Consider the following 21,852-nt stretch of genomic DNA (forward strand, 5'->3'; position numbering starts at 1 on the left):
AGAGAAAGCACTTACGATGGGACTGCAAAACCTCATTCAACCCCAAAAGGTACTTATTGAGAAAGAAAAGTTCTTTTTTAAAAAATTCAAAGAAACAAAAAAGGCATTCTTCACGAGGAAGAATGCCCTATTCTATTTTTATACCTTATATTATATATACTGTATAATTACTCACCAACCTGAACAGTTGCACGACGGTTGTAAGAAGCAGGAGTCAAATCCTTAACACCACCGTTAGCCTTAACTACGATGTTCTCCTTAGCAACACCCAACTTAACGAGCTCATCAGCTACCTTCTCAGCACGAGCCTTAGAAATCTTCTGGTTAACAGCTGCAGAACCAGTAGCGCTGTCAGCATAACCGTTAACTACCAACTTAGCGTTGTTGTCCTTAGCATACTGAGCGAGAGCCTGTACGTTTACGAGATCCTTCTTAGAAGCAACCTTAGACTTGCCGATGTTGAAGAATACAGAAACTGGAGTAGCAACATACTCCTTAACTGCCTTATCCTCTACAGACTTCTGGTTGTTCAAGAGATTCTTCAAACGGTCGTTCTCTGCATTAGCATCGTTCAACTTAGCATTGATAGCGTCAAGTTCTGACTGATGAAGAGCGTTGATAGCGTCAACATCTGGAACCTTGTTCCAAGTAGCCTTACCCAAGTTGTATGTAACACCGACCTCAACATTCAAAGAACGGTCGTGTCTTGCAATCACCTTGTCGATAGAGCGAGATGTGCTAGGCTTAGCACCTGCCAATACACCTGTGTAACCATCATAGTCGCTAGCACCTAATGCATAGTTTACATCGAAGTTGACAGCCCACTTCTTATTGATCTTGAACTCGTTCAAGATACCAACACCAACTACAGGAGCATAGCAGTTAGCGCTCATGTTACGGTTAATACCAAAACCTGCGTAAGGGATGCAATCCCAAACACGAGCCTCGTTGTAACCACACAACATATTGCTAACATTGAACAAAACCTGCTCATTCAAAGTCCAATACTTATTTGCATTTGTTGACTTATTCTCAGAAACTACTGTACGGCCCCAAACGCCATTGAGCTTGGTACGGAGACCGAGACCTGGTGTGAACCACTTACCTACTGCAACAGAGAAACCGAGATTGTTTCTGAAACCCTTGAGTGGGCTCTTAGAGAAACCATTGCCCTCTTCCTGGTTGCCCCAGAATGCAGAACCAGCAACGTTTGCCTGAACAAACCAATTGCTCCAGAAAGAATTTGTTGCAACGCTATACTTCTCAGTAGTTGCTGCATCCTGAGCCATACTGCCCATTGTTACGCTAGCCAATGCTAGCACTGCTAATAACTTTTTCATAACTTTATAATTTAAAAATCAATTTATATATATATATACCTTCTGAATGACGGAGCAAAGATAATACTATTTTTTGAAATAACCTTCATTTTCTAAAAAAAATAGCATTTTTCGTTAACTTTTTTAAGAAAAACGGGATTTTTCCCTGCTTTTAACCTAAAAGATGCTCAATTTCCTGCTGACGGAGGATACAAAGTACCGACTTTCCGTCGGGCGTATAATTGACATTCTGGCAGGCAAAAAGATCATTCACCAGCCCCTCCATCTCTTCATTACTCAATATCTGCCCCTGAGGTATTGCAGCCTGGCGAGCCAAACTCAAAGCCAAAGTCTGATTGATTTCATCAATGGCTGATACGCCCTTTTCTACTGCAGAAGAAACCATGTCCTGTACCAGTTTAAGAGGATTCAATCCTTCAAGTCCGCCAGGAACTGAATTTACGGCATAGCTTCCGCCTCCAAGATCTTCCAGTTCAAAGCCCATCGATTCCATTTCAGGCAGGATCTTTTCAAAGATTACCTTCTCTGACATCGGGAACTGCACAACCTCAGGAAAGAGGACTTTCTGTGAATGAAAGGTCCGGTCAGCCAACTGGCGCAAATACTGTTCGAACAAGACACGCACATGGGCGCGATGCTGGTCGATAATCATCAATCCCGATTTTACCGCAGTCATGATATACTTACCTTTATACTGATAATGGGCTGGCGATTTCTCTGCAATGATACTGTCTGGCGTATTATCCTGACTAGAATCATCAGAAAACACCATGGTCTGCTCCATCCCCTGCACATCATCCTGATCTTTGAGTCCTTCATAAAGTTGTTCCCATTTTTCATCCACCTGAGGCTTTGACTTAGGAACAGAGAAGCCTGCTCCCATAGGAACTGCTCCTGTGGAAGAGGAAGACTTGAACGGATTATAACCAGGATTCAAACTGATCTTCGGTGCCGCAGCAGCCGTACTCATCTCTGGATTATAAACAGGGATGTCCGGTTTATCCTCGGTATCGAAATCAATGGTAGGTACATCATTGAACATACCGATGGACTCCTTGACCGAAGCCGAGAGGATTTGCCAGATAGCCTGCTCATTCTCGAATTTGATTTCAGTCTTCGTAGGATGGATATTCACATCAATATCCTTCGGATCTACATCAAAATACAGAAAGTAAGGCACCTGTTCACCCTGAGGAACCAGACGGTCATAAGCAGCCATCACAGCCTTATTGAAATAAGGATGTTTCATGTATCTCCCGTTGACAAAGAAGAACTGATGCACACCTTTCTTTCTGGCAGATTCCGGTTTGCCCACAAATCCAGACACCTTACACATAGTGGTTTCTACATTTACCGGCAGGAGTTCCTGATTGAAACGCTTGCCGAAGACATCGAGAATGCGCTGACGCAAATTAGCGGCACGCAAATTGAATACTTCGGTACCATTGCTATGTAAAGTAAAGGTGATTTGAGGATTTACCAATGCAATCCGCTCGAAAGCCGTCAGAATATTGTTCAACTCTGTAGAATTGGACTTCAGGAACTTTCTTCGCGCGGGTACATTATAAAAGATATTGCTGACAGAGAAGATGCTTCCCACAGCACAGGAGCATGGCTCCTGTTTCTCATATCGGGAACCAGAAATCTGTATCAGGGTTCCTATCTCGTCGGTAGCCTGTCGTGACTTCAGTTCTACCTGAGCCACAGCAGCTATTGATGCCAAAGCTTCGCCACGGAAGCCCATGGTGCGAAGAGCAAACAAATCATCAGCCTTACGGATTTTGGAAGTAGAATGACGTTCGAAAGCCAAACGAGCATCTGTTTCAGACATACCTTTTCCATCATCTATCACCTGGATGTTGGTACGACCAGCATCGGTAACTGTGACATGGATATTCCTGGCACCCGCATCGACTGCATTTTCGACCAGCTCCTTGATAACTGAAGCCGGACGCTGTATAACCTCACCTGCTGCTATCTGATTGGCAACAGAATCGGGTAAAAGTTGAATAATATCACTCATCTCTAAATATTAATCATATAAGAAAATGATGCTTCATTATAATCAGTCAGTCAGTTTCTGAAGTGGAGCTTCATGACGCTTAATGTTCTTGAGTTCGGAGCCCTTGGATTTACCACGCCATACAAAGATATCATTCTTATCTTTAGGACGCAAATCCTCGAACCAGGCAAAATTGTTAAGTTTATATTTTGCCGGCGGAATCTGCGTCATAGGATACATGGTAGACGTAAACTTATTGGTCCAGATTTTCTCCATCTTCCTGCCCGGTCCCATATACATGCGCATGGTATCGGTCTCCAGATAATTCAAGCCAATGAGCGAACTGTCCTTATCATCCGTCATATAATAGATGGTCTGCACATTACCGATAGACTCTCCTTGTTTAATCTCACCTTTTTCAAAGTAAGATTTCATCTCAGAAGAACTGATCTGATTGAAATGAACACTATCCGGCATCTGCTCTACAGACAGCGCCTGTCCGATGACATGGGCAAAACGAACGGTAGAGTCGTTCATGAAGACCAGAATCTTCTCGCCCAGCAACTGACGGTTTCCATTCCAGACGATAGGATCCTTATACATGGTCATGCAGGAATCCTGAGAATTGAAAACCAGGGAATCGCAGATGGCCTGCATATCCAGGCGATAGGCACGGACCTTAGGATAAGCATGCACCTTACGGTATACCGAATCGGTATTGATATGGAAGGTATTGATACGCATGGTATCAGAATGAACCCAAAGGGTATCTTTCTGCGAATAGTCGATCGCTACAGGATTGCGGGTGGCAAAGCCATTACCGGTTTTCTCGTTGTAACGCAGATAATTGCAAGTCAGGGAATTTTTATTTTTCTTGTCTACATAAACCACATTGCCATATCCGGTACTCTCCCCATCCTTTACATAATAGAGCGTATCACCCGTAAGCGTCTTGTCTTTATCTACAACCGTAGAGCGCCCGTAAAGCTGTGCTCTATCGGTCTTGGTATCATAATACCCATTTTCGGTCTTGACAACACTTGCACCGGAAACAATCTTAGAAGGTCCTACCATGTGAGCCTTTGACTTACGGACATCGTAATACAAAGTATCGGTGGTAACAACATCCTTGCCGCTGCGCAACTTGACATTATAGACAAACTTAGCCTCACGCGTTTCGGTATGATACTCACCCCAATCGGCAACCAGCTTATCCTTACCATCAATCAGCGTTCCGCCGTCAAAGAAGTTTGCCATATTATACAAGCGGTCGAAATCCAAGCTATCAGTACGCAAAGTCTGCCGACGATGATGCAAGACCACATTCTTGCGTGCTCTCATCATCTGCATCTGTCCATCATACTCTGCTCTATTACAAGTGAGTGACAAGGTGTCACCCTGCCGGTAATGAACATGTCCGAAAGCTTTCACGGAATTAGAAGCCTGATAGAAATACGCGCTGTCACAGGTAAGATGACTGCCCTGATGCAAGAAAGAGACCTTACCTTTCAATATTTGGGCATCAGGATTATTACCGAACATATCATAGTACAATTCATCTGCATGCAAAAGATATACGCGGTCACCATGAGGGCGTTTTCTGGCATGCTTCTTTGGAGCCTGCATGGCTTGCATCAGACAAAACCCAAACAGGCATAGAACCATAACCGATATGATTCTATGCCCTCTGATATGATTATTTAATCTTTTATTTATCATTTAATCCAACCTTGATATTCAAACTTACAATCCTTATAGCGATCGTTCATACGAACATAAGTCTGCTTGATTTTATTGACTACCCAGTCGTGCAAGGTCTGGGCACGCTCCTTAGCCAACACTACATCCTTCATCACCTGAAAATCTTCGGTAATAGTAGCTCTATGTCCGTCAACACGGCTTACCAGTTTTACCAAAGCACAAGTGGTTTTACCCTTGGAATTCACCATCGTGAAAGGTGCAGAAACCTCACCTACCTTCATTGTATCTACCGTACGGGCAACCTCGGTAGGCAGATCCTTCATCTGGAAGCGGGAAGTTCTTGACTGGTCAGGAGTAACATTGGCCATCAAACCCTTGTTGTTGCGGGTATCCTTATCATCAGACAATGCTTCAACAGCCTGCTCAAAGGTAAACTTAGCGGCACGGATATCATTACCGATAGAATCCAGACGGCCGATAGACTTATCAATTGCATCTTGAGAAACCTGAGGCTTGAGCAGGATATGGCGACACTTAATCTTATCACCACGCTTATCAATCAACTGGATGATATGATAACCAAACTCAGACTCAACAATCTTTGAGATTTTCTTAGGATCGGTAAGATTGAATGCTACATTTGCAAACGCAGGATCCAACATACCTCTACCGATATAATCCATCTCGCCACCCATACGGGCTGAACCCGGATCCTCAGAATAAAGACGAGCCAAAGTAGCAAAAGAAGTCTCCCCCTTATTCACACGGTCAGTAAACTCACGCAACTGATTTTTCACACGGTTAATCTCCTCAAGAGGAATACGTGGCTGCATGGTAAGAATCTCAACCTCTACCTCTGTAGGAACAAAAGGGATACTGTCGGCAGGTAAATCCTTAAAGTATTTACGTACCTGAGCTGGAGACACCTTGATATCCTTCACCAGTTCCTGCTTCATCTTCTGAATCAGCTGTTGGTTTTTGAAATCATCATGCATCTGCTGGCGCATCTGGGTGATACTTTGCTTGCGATACTCCTCCAGTTTTTCACGAGAACCAATCATGGAAACCCAACTGTTGATCTGTTCGTCGATACCATTCATGACTTCTGACTCAGATACTTCGATACTATCGATAGCTGCCTGATGGAGAAACAGTTTCTGAACGGCAATCTGCTCAGGAATAGAACAGTCTGGGTCACCAGTATATTTAATACCTTCAGCCTCAGCCTGCAAACGGGTTACCTCGACGTCTGACTTCAGGATAGCCTCATCGCCGACAACCCAAATTACCTCATCAACCACACTACCCTCATTGATTTTCTGAGAATCGGCAGCAGCTTGTTGCTTGATATTTGCAGAATCAGCCTCATGAGCCAAAGCACTACGGCTTGCTCTTGTTGCACTAGCACTTATTCCTACTATCATCAGCAGGGCTATAAATGCCATTGTCATTTTATATCCAGTATTCATGTATTGTTTCTATAATATATTAATGTATATTGAGAGTGGTCAACATGCTATGGAAAACCACCACCTTATATTTCTTCTTCAATTGTGCGACCCATTGTTTCTCTAACGAGTCTTGATAGTCAGCAAGTACCACATCCGGGTATTCGCCATTCCGGGGCAGATTAACCTTCATCTTCTTCAGGCGCTTCATTTCCCATTTGTATTTTTTCTTATTCTTGGCATAGAAGGCAGCCAGACCTTTTTTATCAGCAGCAGCCTTATCCCAAATATTACGCTGGCAGATTTCATTCAGCAAAAGGTTTTCTACTTCCTCCTGCTGCTGGTAGGTTCCCCGCCAATTTTCTACCTTAGCATCAGCAACATATTTTTTCTGATTACCATCATCATGTTTATCCAGCAACTTGACGATATGATAACCAAACTCAGACATAAACGGTCTACTAATCTCACCCTTTCGCAGAGAGAAAGCTACTTTTTCAAAAGCCTGCACAGTCTGACCTTTTGTAAACCATGCCAAAGTCCCCCCATTGACCGCAGACCCTTTATCATCAGAACACTTTTTTGCCAGGTCTGCAAAATCTGCACCTTTGCAAAGAGCCTGATAAATAGAATCGATTCTTCTTTCCACCACCTCCTGTTCCCGGTAAGATGCTTTCTGTCCCAATCTCAAGAGGATATGTGCAACATGAACACTGCCTTTATCGGGCATCAACTCGCATGACTCGACATCATCATATCGTTTCAACACACGCCTGATATTAGGCAAAGTATCGAGATGAGCATCCTTAGCAGCTTGCACTTTCAGCTTATAATCAACAAAGCCATCGGTAAACACCTTGACACTTTTAGAATCAACTGTATTTCCCAAATGATTTTTCTGATAAAAGTACTCAAATTCCGACTTCTTGACAGATTGACCATCAATAATCATAACAATTGGGTCGGTATGAGCAAAAGCAATGCTCCCCGAAAGGAGCATTGCCGCTATAAGTGCATAAAACTTCATATTTCCTAATTATATTATTCAGGACGGCTATAGTTAGGAGCCTCACTAGTGATAGTGATATCATGTGGATGACTCTCCAACACACCTGCATTTGTGATACGAGCGAACTTGGCATTGTGCAAGTTCTCGATGGTAGCAGCACCACAATATCCCATACCAGAACGCAAACCACCAATCAGCTGGTAGATGACCTCCTGGACAGTTCCCTTGTAAGGCACACGACCAGCGATACCCTCTGGAACCAATTTCTTGACATCCTTGGTATCACCCTGGAAGTAACGGTCCTTAGAACCATTCTTCTGTTCCATAGCCTCCAAAGAACCCATACCACGATAGCTCTTAAACTTACGGCCATTGAAGATAATGGTATCACCAGGACTCTCCTCGGTACCAGCAACCAAAGAACCGATCATGACGCAGCTACCACCGGCAGCCAAAGCCTTCACAACATCACCTGAGTAACGAAGACCGCCATCAGCTATCAAAGGCACACCAGTACCCTTAAGAGCAGAATATACATCATAAACAGCACTCAACTGTGGAACACCAACACCGGCAACCACACGAGTAGTACAGATAGAACCAGGACCGATACCTACCTTAACACCATCAGCACCATTCTCTACCAAATACTTGGCAGCCTCACCAGTAGCCACATTACCTACCACAACATCTACCTGTGGGAAGGCAGCCTTAACTTGCTTGAGTTTCTCAATTACACCCTTAGAGTGACCATGAGCAGTATCGATAACGATAGCATCAGCACCAGCCTCAACCAAAGCCTTGGCACGATCCAATGTATCTACAGTAACACCCACACCGGCAGCCACACGAAGACGTCCCTTGGCATCCTTGCAAGCCATAGGTTTGTCCTTAGCCTTTGTGATGTCCTTGTAAGTAATCAAACCTACCAGGTGATTCTCGTTGTCAACTACAGGGAGTTTCTCAATCTTATTCTCCTGCAGGATGGCAGCAGCAGCAACCAAGTCGGTCTGGATGTGAGTGGTAACCAAATTCTCGCTAGTCATTACCTCATCAATCTTCTTGTCCATGTGGCGCTCAAAACGAAGATCACGGTTGGTAACAATACCTACAAGATGATTTTCATCATCTACCACAGGAATACCACCGATATGATAATCATGCATCATATCAAGAGCATCCTTCACTGTACTGCCACGACGGATGGTGACAGGGTCATAAATCATACCATTCTCAGCACGCTTCACAATAGCAACCTGACGAGCTTGCTCCTCAATGGTCATGTTCTTGTGAATTACACCGATACCACCTTCACGAGCGATAGCTATCGCCATTGAAGCCTCGGTAACGGTGTCCATCGCTGCTGTAACGAATGGAACGTTCAACTCGATGTTACGAGAGAACTTGGTTTTCAACTCTACCTGTTTTGGTAGTACCTCTGAATACGCAGGGATAAGAAGGACGTCGTCGTAAGTGAGACCGTCCATTACAATTTTATCTGCAACAAATGATGACATATTGTAACCTTTAAAAATTTATTGCGTGCAAATTTAGCAATAATTTCTCAGATAGAGTTCGCTTTTCACGAAAATCTTACCTTATTAATGCTATTTAACGTGATTAGTTGGCTTGTTCGGACAAAAACTTGATTCTGACGAGTCGAATTTCGTCTTCATTGTAGTCTTCACCCAATTCATCTTGAGCCGCATTCAAATCATCAGTATCGCTCTCCATGAAGTAATCGTAGATGTCATCTACATGGTCATCATCCACAACTTCCTCTATGAAATAATCGATATTCAGCTTGGTACCGCTGTAAACGATTGCCTCTATTTCGTCAAGCAATTCTGAGAAATCCAAACCTTTTGCTTCTGCCAAATCATCAAGATCTATCTGGCGGTCTATGCTCTGAATGATGCTTACCTTCAAGACTGATTTCTTGGCAACTGTCCTGACACGTAATTCCTCAGGACGCTCTATCAGATTCTCTTCACAATACTGATTGATCAATTTACAGAACTCCTTACCATACCTCTTTGCCTTACCGGCTCCAACTCCCTGTATGTTCTGCAATTCCTGCATATCTACAGGATACATCGTTGCCATCTGTTCCAGAGAAATATCCTGGAAAATAACATAAGGCGGCAATTTATGCTTCTTTGCTACTGTCTTACGCAAGTCTTTCAACATGGAGAAAAGTGTCTGATCCAAAGCACCTGTATTATGCTCGCTCAGAGGCGCTCCATCAAAATCATCAGAGAATTCCTTATCGGCAACGACCATGAATGATTCAGGATTCTTAATGAAACGCTTACCCGCAGCTGTCAACTTCAAAAGGCCATAATTCTCTACATCTTTCTTGAGATAACCGGCTATCAACGCCTGACGGATAACAGGATTCCAAACTTTAGCATCCATATCTTCTCCTGCTCCAAACTCCTCCAGTTCATCATGCTTGTGAGAAACGATATCATCAGTAGCACGTCCCTTAACAAAATCGATGATATATTCCTGGCGGAAATTCTCCTTCACCGCAGCAACAGACTCCAAAACAACGAGCAGCGCATCCTTAGCCTCGAATTTTTCTGTAGGATGCAGGCAGTTGTCGCAGTTATGGCAGTTTTCTTCATGATATTCCTCACCAAAATAATGAAGCAACATTTTTCTGCGACAGACTGACGATTCTGCATAGGCAGCCGTTTCCTGCAACAACTGTCTGCCGATATCCTGTTCTGCTACAGGTTTGTTCTCCATAAACTTCTCCAGTTTTCTGAGGTCTTTACGGGCATAAAAGGCGATACAGATGCCCTCACCGCCATCACGGCCAGCTCTACCCGTTTCCTGATAATAACCTTCCAAGCTCTTGGGTATATCATAATGAATAACAAAACGGACATCAGGTTTATCGATACCCATTCCGAAGGCGATAGTAGCAACAATGACATCAATACGCTCCATCAGAAAATCATCCTGGGTTTGAGAACGGGTAGCCGAATCAAGACCGGCATGATAAGGAGCTGCTTTGATTTCATTGGCTTTCAATACCTCTGCCAATTCCTCTACTTTCTTACGGGAGAGACAATAGATAATACCACTCTTTCCTTTGTGTTGACGAATAAACATGATGATCTGACGATCGATATCCTTGTTCTTCGGGCGCACCTCATAATACAAGTTAGGGCGGTTAAAAGAACTCTTGAATTCTTTGGCATCCATGATGCCTAAGTTTTTCTTGATATCAGTACGTACCTTATCTGTTGCAGTAGCTGTAAGCGCTATCACAGGTGCAACACCTATTTCGTTAATAATAGGGCGAATACGACGATACTCTGGTCTGAAATCGTGTCCCCACTCAGAGATACAGTGAGCCTCATCAATGGCATAGAACGAAATCTTTACTGTTTTAAGGAACTCAACATTATCTTCTTTCGTCAAAGATTCAGGTGCAACATACAGGAGTTTGGTCGTACCATTGAGAATATCATTCTTCACCTTCTCAATAGCCGACTTATTCAATGATGAATTGAGATAATGAGCCACGCCATCACTTTCACTCAAACCATTAATAACATCTACCTGGTTCTTCATCAAAGCAATCAGAGGAGAAATCACAATAGCTGTGCCCTCCATAATGAGCGAAGGCAACTGGTAACACAAACTCTTACCGCCACCTGTAGGCATCAATACAAAAGTATCATTGCCACTCATCAAATTTCTGATGATTGCCTCTTGATCACCCTTAAACGAATCGAAGCCGAAATAATGCTTCAACTGTCCTGTAAGATTAACCTGTTCTGTCATATCCACCTATTATTATATTATATATGTCTATATATACGATTAAATAGCATTCAATTGGGCGAAAAGCCCAACTGATTTATGCTGTTTCCAACTGTCCGAGATGAGATTTATCCAACTGCTGCTTGGCATACTCCAGCGTAACAGTGAATGATTTAACCTTCTCTGATGGAATCTCAAACATAGCATCCATCATCACAGCTTCAACAATTGAACGAAGTCCGCGAGCACCCAATTTATACTCTACCGCCTTATCTACGATATAATCGAGTGCTTCCTCATCAAACTTCAACTTGATGCCATCCATCTCAAACAATTTCTGATACTGCTTGACAATTGAATTCTTAGGTTCAACCAAGATTTTGCGCAAAGCCTCCCTATCCAACGGATTGAGATAAGTAAGCACAGGCAAACGGCCGATAATTTCAGGTATCAAGCCAAAAGACTTCAAATCCTGTGGAAGGATATACTGCATCAAATCCTTCTTATCTATCTTAGCTACATTCTGAACCGAATTATAGCCTACTACGTGCGTATTCATACGCTGAGCTATTTTACGCTCAATACCATCAAAAGCACCACCACAGATAAACAGGATATTCTTGGTATCTACATGGATATAATCCTGATCAGGATGCTTGCGTCCACCCTTAGGCGGAACATTAACCATGGTACCTTCCAAGAGTTTCAACAATCCCTGCTGTACACCTTCGCCACTCACATCACGCGTGATAGAAGGATTATCGCTTTTGCGGGCTATCTTATCAATCTCATCAATGAACACAATGCCCCTTTCTGCTGCAGCCACATCATAATCAGCAACCTGCAACAGACGCGACAAGATGCTTTCAACGTCTTCACCCACATAACCTGCTTCAGTAAATACAGTGGCATCAACAATGGTGAAAGGAACATCCAACATCTTAGCTATTGTACGCGCCAACAAGGTTTTACCTGTACCGGTACTACCAACCATGATGATATTACTCTTTTCGATTTCTACACCATCTTCATCCTTTGGCTGCTGCAAACGCTTGTAGTGGTTATATACAGCGACAGCCAAATTGCGCTTAGCCTGATCCTGACCGATGATATATTCATCCAGGTATTTTTTGATCTCTACAGGCTTTGGCACCTCTTTGAGAACAAACTTACCCTCCCCAGCTTTAGGAGCCAATACCCCTGTAGACTGTATAATTTCATAAGCCTGCTTAGCACAATCTTCGCAAATGAAGCCATTGATACCCGTGATGAGTAATCTGACTTCATTTTCTGATCTTCCACAGAAGCTACATACTTTCTTTGGCATATTATAATTATTATCTCTTCTTGCGCACCTTATTATATATACGCATATTTACTTAAAACAATTCGTTATTTACGAACCAACACATTATCTATCATTCCATATACCTTGGCTTCTTCAGCTGTCATCCAATAGTTACGGTCGCTATCAGCATAAACCTTATCATAAGGAGTATGAGAATGGTCAGAAATGATAGTATACAATTCCTTTTTCATCTTCAAGATTTCGCGAGCCTCAATCTCAATATCAGAAGCCTGACCCTGAACGCCACCTAATGGCTGGTGAATCATGACACGGCTATGAGGCAAAGCTGAACGCTTACCCTCCTGACCAGAAACAAGCAGCACGGCAGCCATAGAAGCAGCCATACCTGTACAGATAGTAGCTACATCGCTAGAGATAAACTGCATGGTATCATAAATACCCAAACCGGCAGTAACGCTACCACCAGGACTATTCAAATAGATAGAAATATCTTTGCCACTATCTACAGAATCCAGATACAGCAATTGCGCCTGCAATGTATTTGCGGTGTAGTCATCAATCTGTGTACCCAGGAAGATGATACGGTCCATCATTAAGCGAGAGAATACATCCATCTGAGTAACGTTCAGCTGACGCTCCTCCAAGATGTAAGGGTTCATATACTGAGCCTGTGCCTTAATAACATCATCAAGCACCATACCATTCATACCAAGATGCTTGGTTGCATATTTTCTAAAATCGTTCATATCTATATAGTATTTTACGTCTTAAACCATACGAAAAAAGAGGTTATCGACCCTTATTTCTCGTTCGGTGGAACAAAGATAATAAAAAAAGTCGATAACCTCGTATTTATTTGAAGTTTTTTTTCAAAAAAATGTTATTCCTGCATCATCTTGTTGAAATCTTCTACAGAAATCTCCTTTTCGTTGAGTTTTACAGCTGTTTTCAGAGCTGCAGCCAACTTACGGTCGATAGAGCGATCTACAAGTGCATCTGTAGCGTCACCCTTCTTGAGGATTTCCTTAGCATAGTTCTCAATGTACTCCTCAGGAATGTTGTTCATACCATACTGAGCAAACTGAGCACGAGCTGCCTCCTTAGCTGTCTCCATCAGGTCATTGTCATCAACCTTGATATCCTGAGCCTTGATAAGCTGCTCCTTGATAAGATGCCATGTCAACTCCTTGATGCTCTCAGCATAGTTCTTCTCTACGAACTCCTCGCCCTTATCCTTGTTGTTAGCCAACATGATACGCTTCAAGAGTGCATCTGGGAACTGCAATTCACCTACCTTCTTCTCGCAGTGCTCGCGAACGTCGAGAATGAACTTATAATCTGAGTCGTTAACGAGCTGTGCCTTCAAGCCCTCTGCAATCTTAGCACGGAAAGCAGCCTCGTCCTTCACGTCAGTATCCTCACCGAGAACCTGCTTAAAGAGCTCTTCGTTGATTTCATGCTTCTTGAAACGCTGGATTTCTGTAATCTGGAAGCTGAACTCTGACTCCAAGTCCTTAACAGCTTCACGCTCAATCTTCAGGAGTGAAGAAACCTCAGTATCGTTCTCTGGATAAGCCTTCTTAGGGTTGAATGTGATTACATCACCGAGCTTAGCATCGTTAAAGAGATTCTTCTGCTCGTCAACCTTGATGTAGCTAGGCATCAGGATAGCTCCCTCTACAGTGATACCACCTTCCTTGGTATTGCCATTTTCATCAAGCTCACGCAAGTCACCCTTCAAAAGGTCATTCTCCTCGTACTTCTCAGCCTTCTCATAGCTACCTGCACGCTGAGCGTACATATCAATCTGCTGATCGAGAATCTTATCATCAACTGTGATGTTATAATAATCAACCTTGTCGCGACCATTGAGAGTTACCTTGAACTCTGGAGCAACAGCGATATCAAACATAAATGTGAAAGAAGTACCATTCTCCAAGTCAGCTGGCTCCTGCTTCTCTGATGGGAGAGGCTCACCGAGCATCTGGATATTGTTGTCCTGTACATACTTGTAAATCTGCTGACCAACGAGCTTGTTGATAGCTTCCATTTTTACAGATGGACCGAACTGACGCTTAATCATACCCATAGGAGCCTGACCAGGACGGAAACCTGGAACATTAGCCTTTTTACGATAATCTTTCAATGTCTTCTCGACATCATTCTTGTAATCTTCCTCTTCGACAACGAGGGTCAAAAGACCATTAATCTTGTCAGGATTTTCAAATGAAATTTTCATCTTGATATTTGTTATTTTATTATTGTTAATATTTTCTTTAATTCTACAGTTTTCGTGTATAACCGCAATTGGCTTGCAAAATTACACATTTTTAATGGATATACCTAATATATAAGAGAAAAAAATGATTTTTTAACCATCAGTCGCTGCTTCTTTGGCTCTTTTTTGCTCATCTATGAGCTGAAAGTCCTTCTTTCTGAGCACAAAACTGTTACTCAGATACTTTTCGCGCACAATCTTATTCTCTGCCAATTCCTCAGGTTTGCCCTGAAAAAGGATTTTACCTTCGAACAGCAGATAGGCTCTGTCTGTAATGGTCAGAGTCTCCTGTACATTATGGTCGGTAATCAAAATACCGATATTGCGATACTTCAACTGCCATACAATATGCTGAATATCTTCTACCGCAATAGGGTCAACACCAGCAAATGGCTCATCGAGCATGATAAACTTAGGGTCTATAGCCAGGCAACGGGCTATCTCTGTACGGCGACGCTCACCTCCGGAAAGCTGGTCACCCTTGTTCTTGCGAACCTTATTAAGACGAAACTCGCTAATAAGACTCTCTAACTTCTGCAACTGATAACTACGTGGTTTTCCTGTCATTTCCAAGACTGAAAGTATATTGTCCTCAACACTCATCTTGCGGAAAACACTGGCCTCCTGAGGCAGGTATCCGATTCCCGCACGGGCACGTTTGTATACAGGAAAATCAGTAATTTCCTGATCTCCCAGAAAGACATGTCCCTCATTAGGCACAACAAGTCCAGTTGTCATATAGAAAGAAGTTGTCTTACCAGCACCATTAGGTCCCAGTAATCCCACAATTTCTCCTTGCTTCACATTGATAGAAACTCCATTGGCAACCGTTCGTTTACCATAGCGCTTCACCAATCCCTCTGTTCGCAAAACCAGAGAATTCTGATTTTGCTGTTCGTTATTGTTAATTTCGTCCATAATTAGCTAATTTGGCTGCAAAAATACTAAAAATAAAGGAAATATCGCTTATAAAATCAAAAACTATTCATAATATTGCAGTTTTTTAGAGGATTTTGGTTAATTTTGCAGCAAAATTCAGTTTTATAATAGCATGTTAATAGAAAAATGGCTTACCACCTTCGGTAAATATCTCATATTGATGGGACGTTCTTTTTCCCGTCCTGAGCGCATGCGCATGTTCTTGAAACAATACATCAAGGAGATGTCGCAATTGGGTATTGACTCTATTGGTATCGTTTTACTGATATCCTTCTTCATTGGAGCAGTTATCTGCATCCAGATGAAATTGAACATTCAGAGTCCATGGATGCCACGATGGGTTTCAGGTTACACCACTCGAGAAATCATGCTTTTGGAGTTCTCATCAAGTATCATGTGTCTGATTCTCGCAGGTAAAGTGGGCTCTAATATCGCTTCGGAGTTGGGAACAATGCGTGTCACCCAACAGATTGATGCCCTTGATATCATGGGAGTGAACTCTGCATGTTACCTCATTCTGCCTAAAATTCTCGGTTTGGTTACCATCATGCCATTCCTGGTTATCTTCAGTTCTGGCATGGGTATCATCGGCGCCTATGGAACGGCATATATTGGGCATATCCTACCACCAGATGATCTGACACTCGGCTTGCAGCATTCATTTAACCAATGGTTTGTATGGATGAGCATTATCAAGAGCCTTTTCTTTGCATTCATCATTTCCAGCGTATCTTCTTATTTCGGTTATACCGTAGAAGGTGGATCTGTTGAGGTTGGAAAATCGTCAACCGATGCTGTTGTCTGTTCTAGTGTTTTGATTCTGTTTTCAGATGTTTTCCTCACTCAAATTCTCTCGTAAACTATGATAGAAGTTAGAAATCTCACCAAGTCGTTTGGCGACAAGGTTGTATTAGACAATATAAACGTCACCTTTGAAACAGGAAAGACTAATTTGATAATCGGACAGAGCGGTTCCGGAAAGACCGTACTCATGAAGAATCTCGTAGGATTACTTCAGCCTACAAGTGGCGAAGTTCTCTACGATGACCGTGACTTCACCCAGATGTCGAAAAAAGAAAAAGTTCTGATGCGCCGCGAGATGGGAATGATTTTCCAAAGCGCAGCCCTGTTCGACTCTTTGAATGTACTTGAGAATGTCATGTTCCCACTTGATATGTTCTCTACTATGAATTACAGGGAACGCGTAAAACGGGCCCAGGAATGCCTTGACCGCGTCAATCTGATAGAGGCTCAGCAGAAATATCCTGGAGAAATCTCGGGTGGTATGCAGAAACGAGTAGCTATTGCACGTGCCATCGTAATGAATCCAAAATACTTGTTCTGCGATGAGCCAAACTCAGGTTTGGATCCAAAGACCTCACTTGTGATAGATGAACTGCTTTCAGGCATCACCAAAGACTATAATATGACTACCATCATCAACACCCATGACATGAATTCGGTGATGGGCATTGGTGAAAACATCTGCTTTATCTACCAAGGTCATAAAGAATGGCAAGGCAACAAAGATGAAGTGATGACCTCAACAAACGAGAAACTCAACGATTTAGTCTTTGCTTCCGATCTCTTCCGCAAAGTAAAGGAGGTGGAGCTGGAAGAAGCTAAAAACAAATAAAACAGTATCGTTCAAAAAAAGCCATCAGCCCAGAAACTGGCTGATGGCTTTTTTATTACAAAATAAATACTATCTCATTTTCCAGGCATCCTTTACCTCTACCATAGGTACCACAATCTGTTCTTTAGTACTGTCACCATACACCACTTGCAAAAAAACATCAGCAACATGATGCGCTGTATCAGCTTTTGCATTCAGAACATTCACCTTAACCATACCTTTATGTTCATCTTGCTGCTGCTCAACAAACATTTTGGCATTCATCAGCAATTGATCCTGATAGCCATTTGGCAACCGATAAGGTTGATTGTAACCATCTACAAACTCCTTATACTTGCCCTCTAAAAGCAAATCATAATATCCCTTGGCTGCAATACCTGCAAGATAGCCAGGATCAGATTTTTCCTCCCCACAGGAAGAAAAAAACAATCCCATCACGAATATCATAAAAATCAAAAGTTTCTTCATTTTTATACACTTTGATTCTGCATTCTTCGCTTCATTTATTTACTTCTGACGAATGAAGACGTTGATAGGACAGCCATGTAATGACCAGTTCTCACGAATCTTATTCTCCAGGAAACGGCGATAGTTCTCCTTGACATACTGAGGCAAGTTTGCATAGAACACAAACGAAGGAATCGTTGTATTAGGCAACTGGGTGCAATACTTAATTTTGATATACTTACCCTTTATGCTCTGTGGAGGATATGCCTCGATAATAGGTAACATCACCTCATTCAACTTAGAAGTTCCAATATGAGCCTTACGGTTCTGGTAAACTTCCTTGGCTGTTTCCAATACTCGGAAAATACGCTGCTTAGTCAAGGCTGAAGCAAAGATGATAGGAAAGTCTACGAATGGAGCCATACGCTTACGGATTGCATTTTCAAAAGTATCAATTACCTTCTGATTCTTCTCCTCAACCAAATCCCATTTGTTTACTACAACCACCAGACTCTTGTTGTTCTTCTGAATCAACTGGAAGATGTTCATATCCTGGGTTTCGATACCACGGGTAGCATCAAGCATCAGGATGCAGACATCACTATTCTCGATGGCACGGATAGAACGCATCACAGAATAGAATTCCAAGTCTTCGCTTACCTTGTTCTTACGACGGATACCAGCTGTATCAACCAGATAAAAATCGAAACCAAACTTATCGTATCTGGTATAGATACTATCACGTGTAGTACCAGCAATTTCTGTCACGATATTACGATCCTCACCGATAAAAGCATTGATAATGCTACTCTTACCAGCATTCGGACGACCTACTACCGCAAAACGAGGAATATCTTCTTCGATTGCCTCCTCAGGATTGTCCTGAAGTTTGTCCAGAATCATATCAAGCAAATCACCAGTACCACCACCTGTAGCTGCACTGATACACTGGGGATCCCCCAAGCCTAACTTGTAGAACTCAGCAGCCTGATAATACTCTGCGCTGTTATCAACCTTGTTAGCAACAAGGATAACAGGCAATTTGGCACGACGCAAAATAAGCGCCACGTCCTCATCCCAATCAGTAAGGCCCGTGTTAACGTCTACCAGGAAGAGAACCAGGTCAGCCTCTTCGGTAGCAACAAGCACCTGCTTGCGGATAGCATCTTCAAAAATATCATCAGATTTTACAACCCAACCACCGGTATCAACAACAGAAAATTCTCTACCATTCCAACTGCACTTACCATACTGACGGTCACGAGTAGTACCGGCAGTATCACTAACGATAGCGCGACGTGATTGAGTCAAACGATTAAATAAAGTAGACTTACCCACATTAGGGCGTCCTACAATAGCTACTAAATTTGCCATAAACAGTCATTATCCTCCTTCCTTTTAGGAGGTATTCAAGGATGTGGTCTCTGCATCCAAGTTAATAATTTGCCGAAGCTGACCTTGCTCCGGCCCTCGCTCTTTTGGCGAGAGTCACTCCCTCGATTACATTCAGGGAGGAGTTATTTTAGTTGATAGTTTACAGTTGATAGTTTATAGTTAAAGGGCGTCTTTAAACTATTAACTCTTAACTATCAATTATTCCGGATTATATCCAAAGGCATCAAGTTCTCTCTGAGAGCTGCGCCAATCCTTATCAACTTTTACGAAAGTCTCCAAGAAGATTTTCTTGTCGAAGAACTTTTCCAAAGCCTTACGACTCTCGGTATTCACCTTTTTCAATGCGATACCCTGGTGCCCGATGATGATACCCTTTTGAGAATCACGTTCAACATAAATCACCGCATTAATGTGGATACGTTTTTCATCTTCCTTAAATCGCTCCACTCTTACCTCTACAGAATAAGGTATTTCCTTATCATAATAGAGCAAAATCTTTTCTCGGATAATCTCTGAAACGAAGAAACGGGCAGGCTTGTCTGTCAACTGATCCTTATCAAAGAAAGCAGGAGATTCCGGCAAGAGTTCCTTAATGCGCTTCAAGAGCATATCCGTTCCGAATTTATTCTTCGCTGAGATAGGAAGAATCTCTGCATTAGGCAACAAAGAGTGCCATTTTTCAACAATATCACCCAACTTCTTCGGATCACTCTGATCAATCTTGTTGATGAGCAAGAGTACAGGAATCTGCATTTTCTTAACCTTTTCCAAGAATTCCATGTTCTTTTCAGGGTTTTCTATCACATCAGTCACATAAAGCAGCACATCTGCATCCGCCAATGCACTCTCAGAGAAGGCAAGCATCATCTCCTGCATCTTGTAATTAGGCTTCAAAACACCAGGAGTATCAGAAAATACAATCTGCATATCATCAGTATTCACAATACCCATGATACGATGACGGGTTGTCTGAGCCTTAAAAGTTGCAATACTAATACGTTCACCCACCAATTGATTCATCAAGGTACTTTTTCCCACATTAGGGTTACCTACTATATTAACGAAACCAGCTTTATGCATAAAAAATTGAATTTAGCAAAATTTTACTATCAAGAAGTTAAGCTCTATTGTTTTTAAGCTAAAGAAACGCATCCTTACTTATTTATAGAGAAATAAGAAAGATGCGTTTCCTTATATAGATTATTATTCTATCCTATTTTTATAGATTACTTTCCGTAAGCAGCGCCATCATACGCCCACTTATAGAAAGAAGCGCCATGTACAAATCCTGCACCAAATGCTGTGAAGATGACGTTATCGCCCTTCTTCAATTGGCTTTCAGCATCCCAGAGTGCCAATGGGATTGTTGCTGCACTAGTATTTCCATAATGATCGATGTTTACAACCACCTTATCAAGTGGAATTCCAGCACGCTTGGTTACTGCCTCGATAATACGGAGATTAGCCTCGTGAGGAATTACCCAGTTCACATCATCAGCCTTCAGATTGTTCATTTCCATGATCTTCATCACGTCGTTGCTCATATCTGTTACTGCGTAACGGAATACAGTACGACCTTCCTGATAAAGATAGTGCAGGCGATGATCAACTGTAAAATGTGATGGAGGGCAAACAGAACCACCAGCCTTCATGTGAAGGAAAGGCAAACCTTGTCCATCTGTACGAAGGTATGAGTTCTGAACACCAACGTTCTCCTCTTCAGTTGCCTCCACCAAAACCGCACCTGCTCCATCTCCGAAGAGAACACAAGTAGCACGGTCTGTGTAATCTACCAATGAAGACATCTTGTCAGCACCAATCACAATAATCTTCTTGTATCTACCACTCTGAATCATGCTTGCAGCAACATCAAGGGTATACAAGAATCCACAGCAAGCTGCAGAGAAGTCAAATGCAAAAGCATTCTTCAAGCCCAGCTTACCGAGGACGATAGATGCTGTAGAAGGGAACTTGTAGTCAGGTGTCGTGGTTGTTACAATCAGTGCATCGATTGTATCAGGATCAACGCCAGTCTTCTGAATCAACTGCTTGGCAGCTTTACGCGCCAGATAGCTGGTTCCGAGGCCTTCCTCTGTAAGGATGCGGCGCTCTTTGATACCCACACGGGTGGTAATCCACTCATCTGTAGTATCTACCATGCGAGACAATTCCTCGTTGTTGAGGATATAGTCTGGCACGTAGCCACCGACACCTGTAATTACAGCATTAATTTTACCCATTATTCAGCTGCTTCCTTAACGATTGCAACCTTACCACGATAGTAACCGCAAGTAGGGCAAACAGTGTGGTATACATAGTATGCACCACAGTTAGGGCAAACTGCCAATGTAGGAGCTACTGCCTTATCATGAGTTCTTCTCTTAAGTGTACGTGTCTTTGACTGTCTTCTTTTAGGATGTGCCATAATTTTTAAATGTTTAAAATTTTAATTTTTATTTTTTCAATTTCAATAGAGCTTCCCAGCGTGGATCTACAGTTTCCTCTTCTTCCTCACCGCTTCGGGCGGCAGAATGCTTATTGAGCTTTTCAATCATAGCAGGGTTGCAT

The 21,852-nt window shown here is 42.5% G+C and carries 19 protein-coding genes (1 of these 19 cut by a window edge); 2 read left to right on the forward strand and 17 right to left on the reverse strand.

Translation table 11 applies throughout. The features are described 5' to 3' along the window. Window positions 1-167 precede the first annotated feature (167 nt). From ONT19_RS09060 to lptB, 11 genes are all read right to left on the reverse strand, one after another. A complete protein-coding gene (locus tag ONT19_RS09060; RefSeq protein WP_264952656.1) occupies window positions 168-1,340 on the reverse strand; it encodes an OmpA family protein in 1,173 nt (390 codons plus the stop codon). 151 nt (window positions 1,341-1,491) lie between these two features. Further along, window positions 1,492-3,363, reverse strand: coding sequence for a DNA mismatch repair endonuclease MutL (gene mutL, locus ONT19_RS09065; protein ID WP_119229605.1), 1,872 nt, complete (start codon window positions 3,361-3,363; stop codon window positions 1,492-1,494). A 42-nt stretch (window positions 3,364-3,405) separates the two neighbouring features. Next, window positions 3,406-5,007: an OstA-like protein gene (locus ONT19_RS09070; RefSeq protein ID WP_437181807.1), complete on the reverse strand. Its 1,602-nt coding sequence runs from the start codon at window positions 5,005-5,007 to the stop codon at window positions 3,406-3,408. Between the two features lie 50 nt (window positions 5,008-5,057). Then, window positions 5,058-6,512 carry a peptidylprolyl isomerase gene (locus ONT19_RS09075; RefSeq protein ID WP_006848341.1) on the reverse strand — a complete coding sequence of 485 codons (1,455 nt, stop codon included), beginning with the start codon at window positions 6,510-6,512 and terminating at the stop codon, window positions 5,058-5,060. A gap of 19 nt (window positions 6,513-6,531) precedes the next feature. Further along, window positions 6,532-7,518, reverse strand: coding sequence for a peptidylprolyl isomerase (locus ONT19_RS09080; protein ID WP_218485079.1), 987 nt, complete (start codon window positions 7,516-7,518; stop codon window positions 6,532-6,534). A 14-nt stretch (window positions 7,519-7,532) separates the two neighbouring features. After that, window positions 7,533-9,017 (reverse strand): IMP dehydrogenase, encoded by a 1,485-nt coding sequence (guaB, locus tag ONT19_RS09085; protein ID WP_022121322.1) that lies wholly within the window; start codon window positions 9,015-9,017, stop codon window positions 7,533-7,535. Between the two features lie 103 nt (window positions 9,018-9,120). Further along, window positions 9,121-11,301: a DNA helicase RecQ gene (gene recQ / locus ONT19_RS09090; protein WP_264952655.1), complete on the reverse strand. Its 2,181-nt coding sequence runs from the start codon at window positions 11,299-11,301 to the stop codon at window positions 9,121-9,123. 76 nt (window positions 11,302-11,377) lie between these two features. Then, window positions 11,378-12,607, reverse strand: coding sequence for an ATP-dependent Clp protease ATP-binding subunit ClpX (clpX, locus tag ONT19_RS09095; protein ID WP_006848345.1), 1,230 nt, complete (start codon window positions 12,605-12,607; stop codon window positions 11,378-11,380). Window positions 12,608-12,672: 65 nt separating this feature from the next. Then, a complete protein-coding gene (gene clpP, locus ONT19_RS09100) occupies window positions 12,673-13,335 on the reverse strand; it encodes an ATP-dependent Clp endopeptidase proteolytic subunit ClpP (RefSeq protein WP_264952653.1) in 663 nt (220 codons plus the stop codon). Window positions 13,336-13,469: 134 nt separating this feature from the next. After that, window positions 13,470-14,828, reverse strand: coding sequence for a trigger factor (gene tig / locus ONT19_RS09105; protein WP_264952652.1), 1,359 nt, complete (start codon window positions 14,826-14,828; stop codon window positions 13,470-13,472). A gap of 132 nt (window positions 14,829-14,960) precedes the next feature. Then, entirely contained in the window at window positions 14,961-15,785 is an 825-nt protein-coding gene (gene lptB, locus ONT19_RS09110; RefSeq protein ID WP_022121319.1) for an LPS export ABC transporter ATP-binding protein, read from the reverse strand. Between the two features lie 133 nt (window positions 15,786-15,918). Between lptB and ONT19_RS09115 the strand changes: the two genes are divergently transcribed. Continuing rightward, a complete protein-coding gene (locus tag ONT19_RS09115) occupies window positions 15,919-16,665 on the forward strand; it encodes an MlaE family ABC transporter permease (protein ID WP_006848350.1) in 747 nt (248 codons plus the stop codon). 3 nt (window positions 16,666-16,668) lie between these two features. Beyond that, window positions 16,669-17,442, forward strand: coding sequence for an ATP-binding cassette domain-containing protein (locus ONT19_RS09120; protein ID WP_144155198.1), 774 nt, complete (start codon window positions 16,669-16,671; stop codon window positions 17,440-17,442). 69 nt (window positions 17,443-17,511) lie between these two features. On the opposite strand, the gene ONT19_RS09125 is transcribed toward ONT19_RS09120, so the two are convergent. From ONT19_RS09125 to ONT19_RS09150, 6 genes are all read right to left on the reverse strand, one after another. Further along, window positions 17,512-17,910, reverse strand: coding sequence for a hypothetical protein (locus tag ONT19_RS09125; protein ID WP_264952651.1), 399 nt, complete (start codon window positions 17,908-17,910; stop codon window positions 17,512-17,514). A gap of 39 nt (window positions 17,911-17,949) precedes the next feature. Then, window positions 17,950-19,263 (reverse strand): ribosome biogenesis GTPase Der, encoded by a 1,314-nt coding sequence (gene der, locus ONT19_RS09130; RefSeq protein ID WP_117694991.1) that lies wholly within the window; start codon window positions 19,261-19,263, stop codon window positions 17,950-17,952. A 219-nt stretch (window positions 19,264-19,482) separates the two neighbouring features. Further along, entirely contained in the window at window positions 19,483-20,364 is an 882-nt protein-coding gene (era, locus tag ONT19_RS09135; RefSeq protein WP_006848354.1) for a GTPase Era, read from the reverse strand. 146 nt (window positions 20,365-20,510) lie between these two features. Continuing rightward, window positions 20,511-21,524: a beta-ketoacyl-ACP synthase III gene (locus ONT19_RS09140; RefSeq protein ID WP_006848355.1), complete on the reverse strand. Its 1,014-nt coding sequence runs from the start codon at window positions 21,522-21,524 to the stop codon at window positions 20,511-20,513. After that, on the reverse strand, window positions 21,524-21,709 hold the full coding sequence (rpmF, locus tag ONT19_RS09145; protein ID WP_006848356.1) for a 50S ribosomal protein L32: 186 nt from the start codon (window positions 21,707-21,709) through the stop codon (window positions 21,524-21,526). Before rpmF ends, ONT19_RS09140 begins: the two co-directional genes overlap by 1 nt. A 28-nt stretch (window positions 21,710-21,737) precedes the next feature. After that, window positions 21,738-21,852 carry the final stretch of a YceD family protein gene (locus ONT19_RS09150; protein WP_264952650.1) on the reverse strand. The gene runs 404 nt beyond the window's last position, so the window shows 115 of its 519 coding nt (coding positions 405-519); its start codon lies off the right edge, out of view; the stop codon is at window positions 21,738-21,740.

This window comes from Segatella copri (assembly GCF_026015625.1).
Lineage (GTDB): Bacteria > Bacteroidota > Bacteroidia > Bacteroidales > Bacteroidaceae > Prevotella > Prevotella copri_H.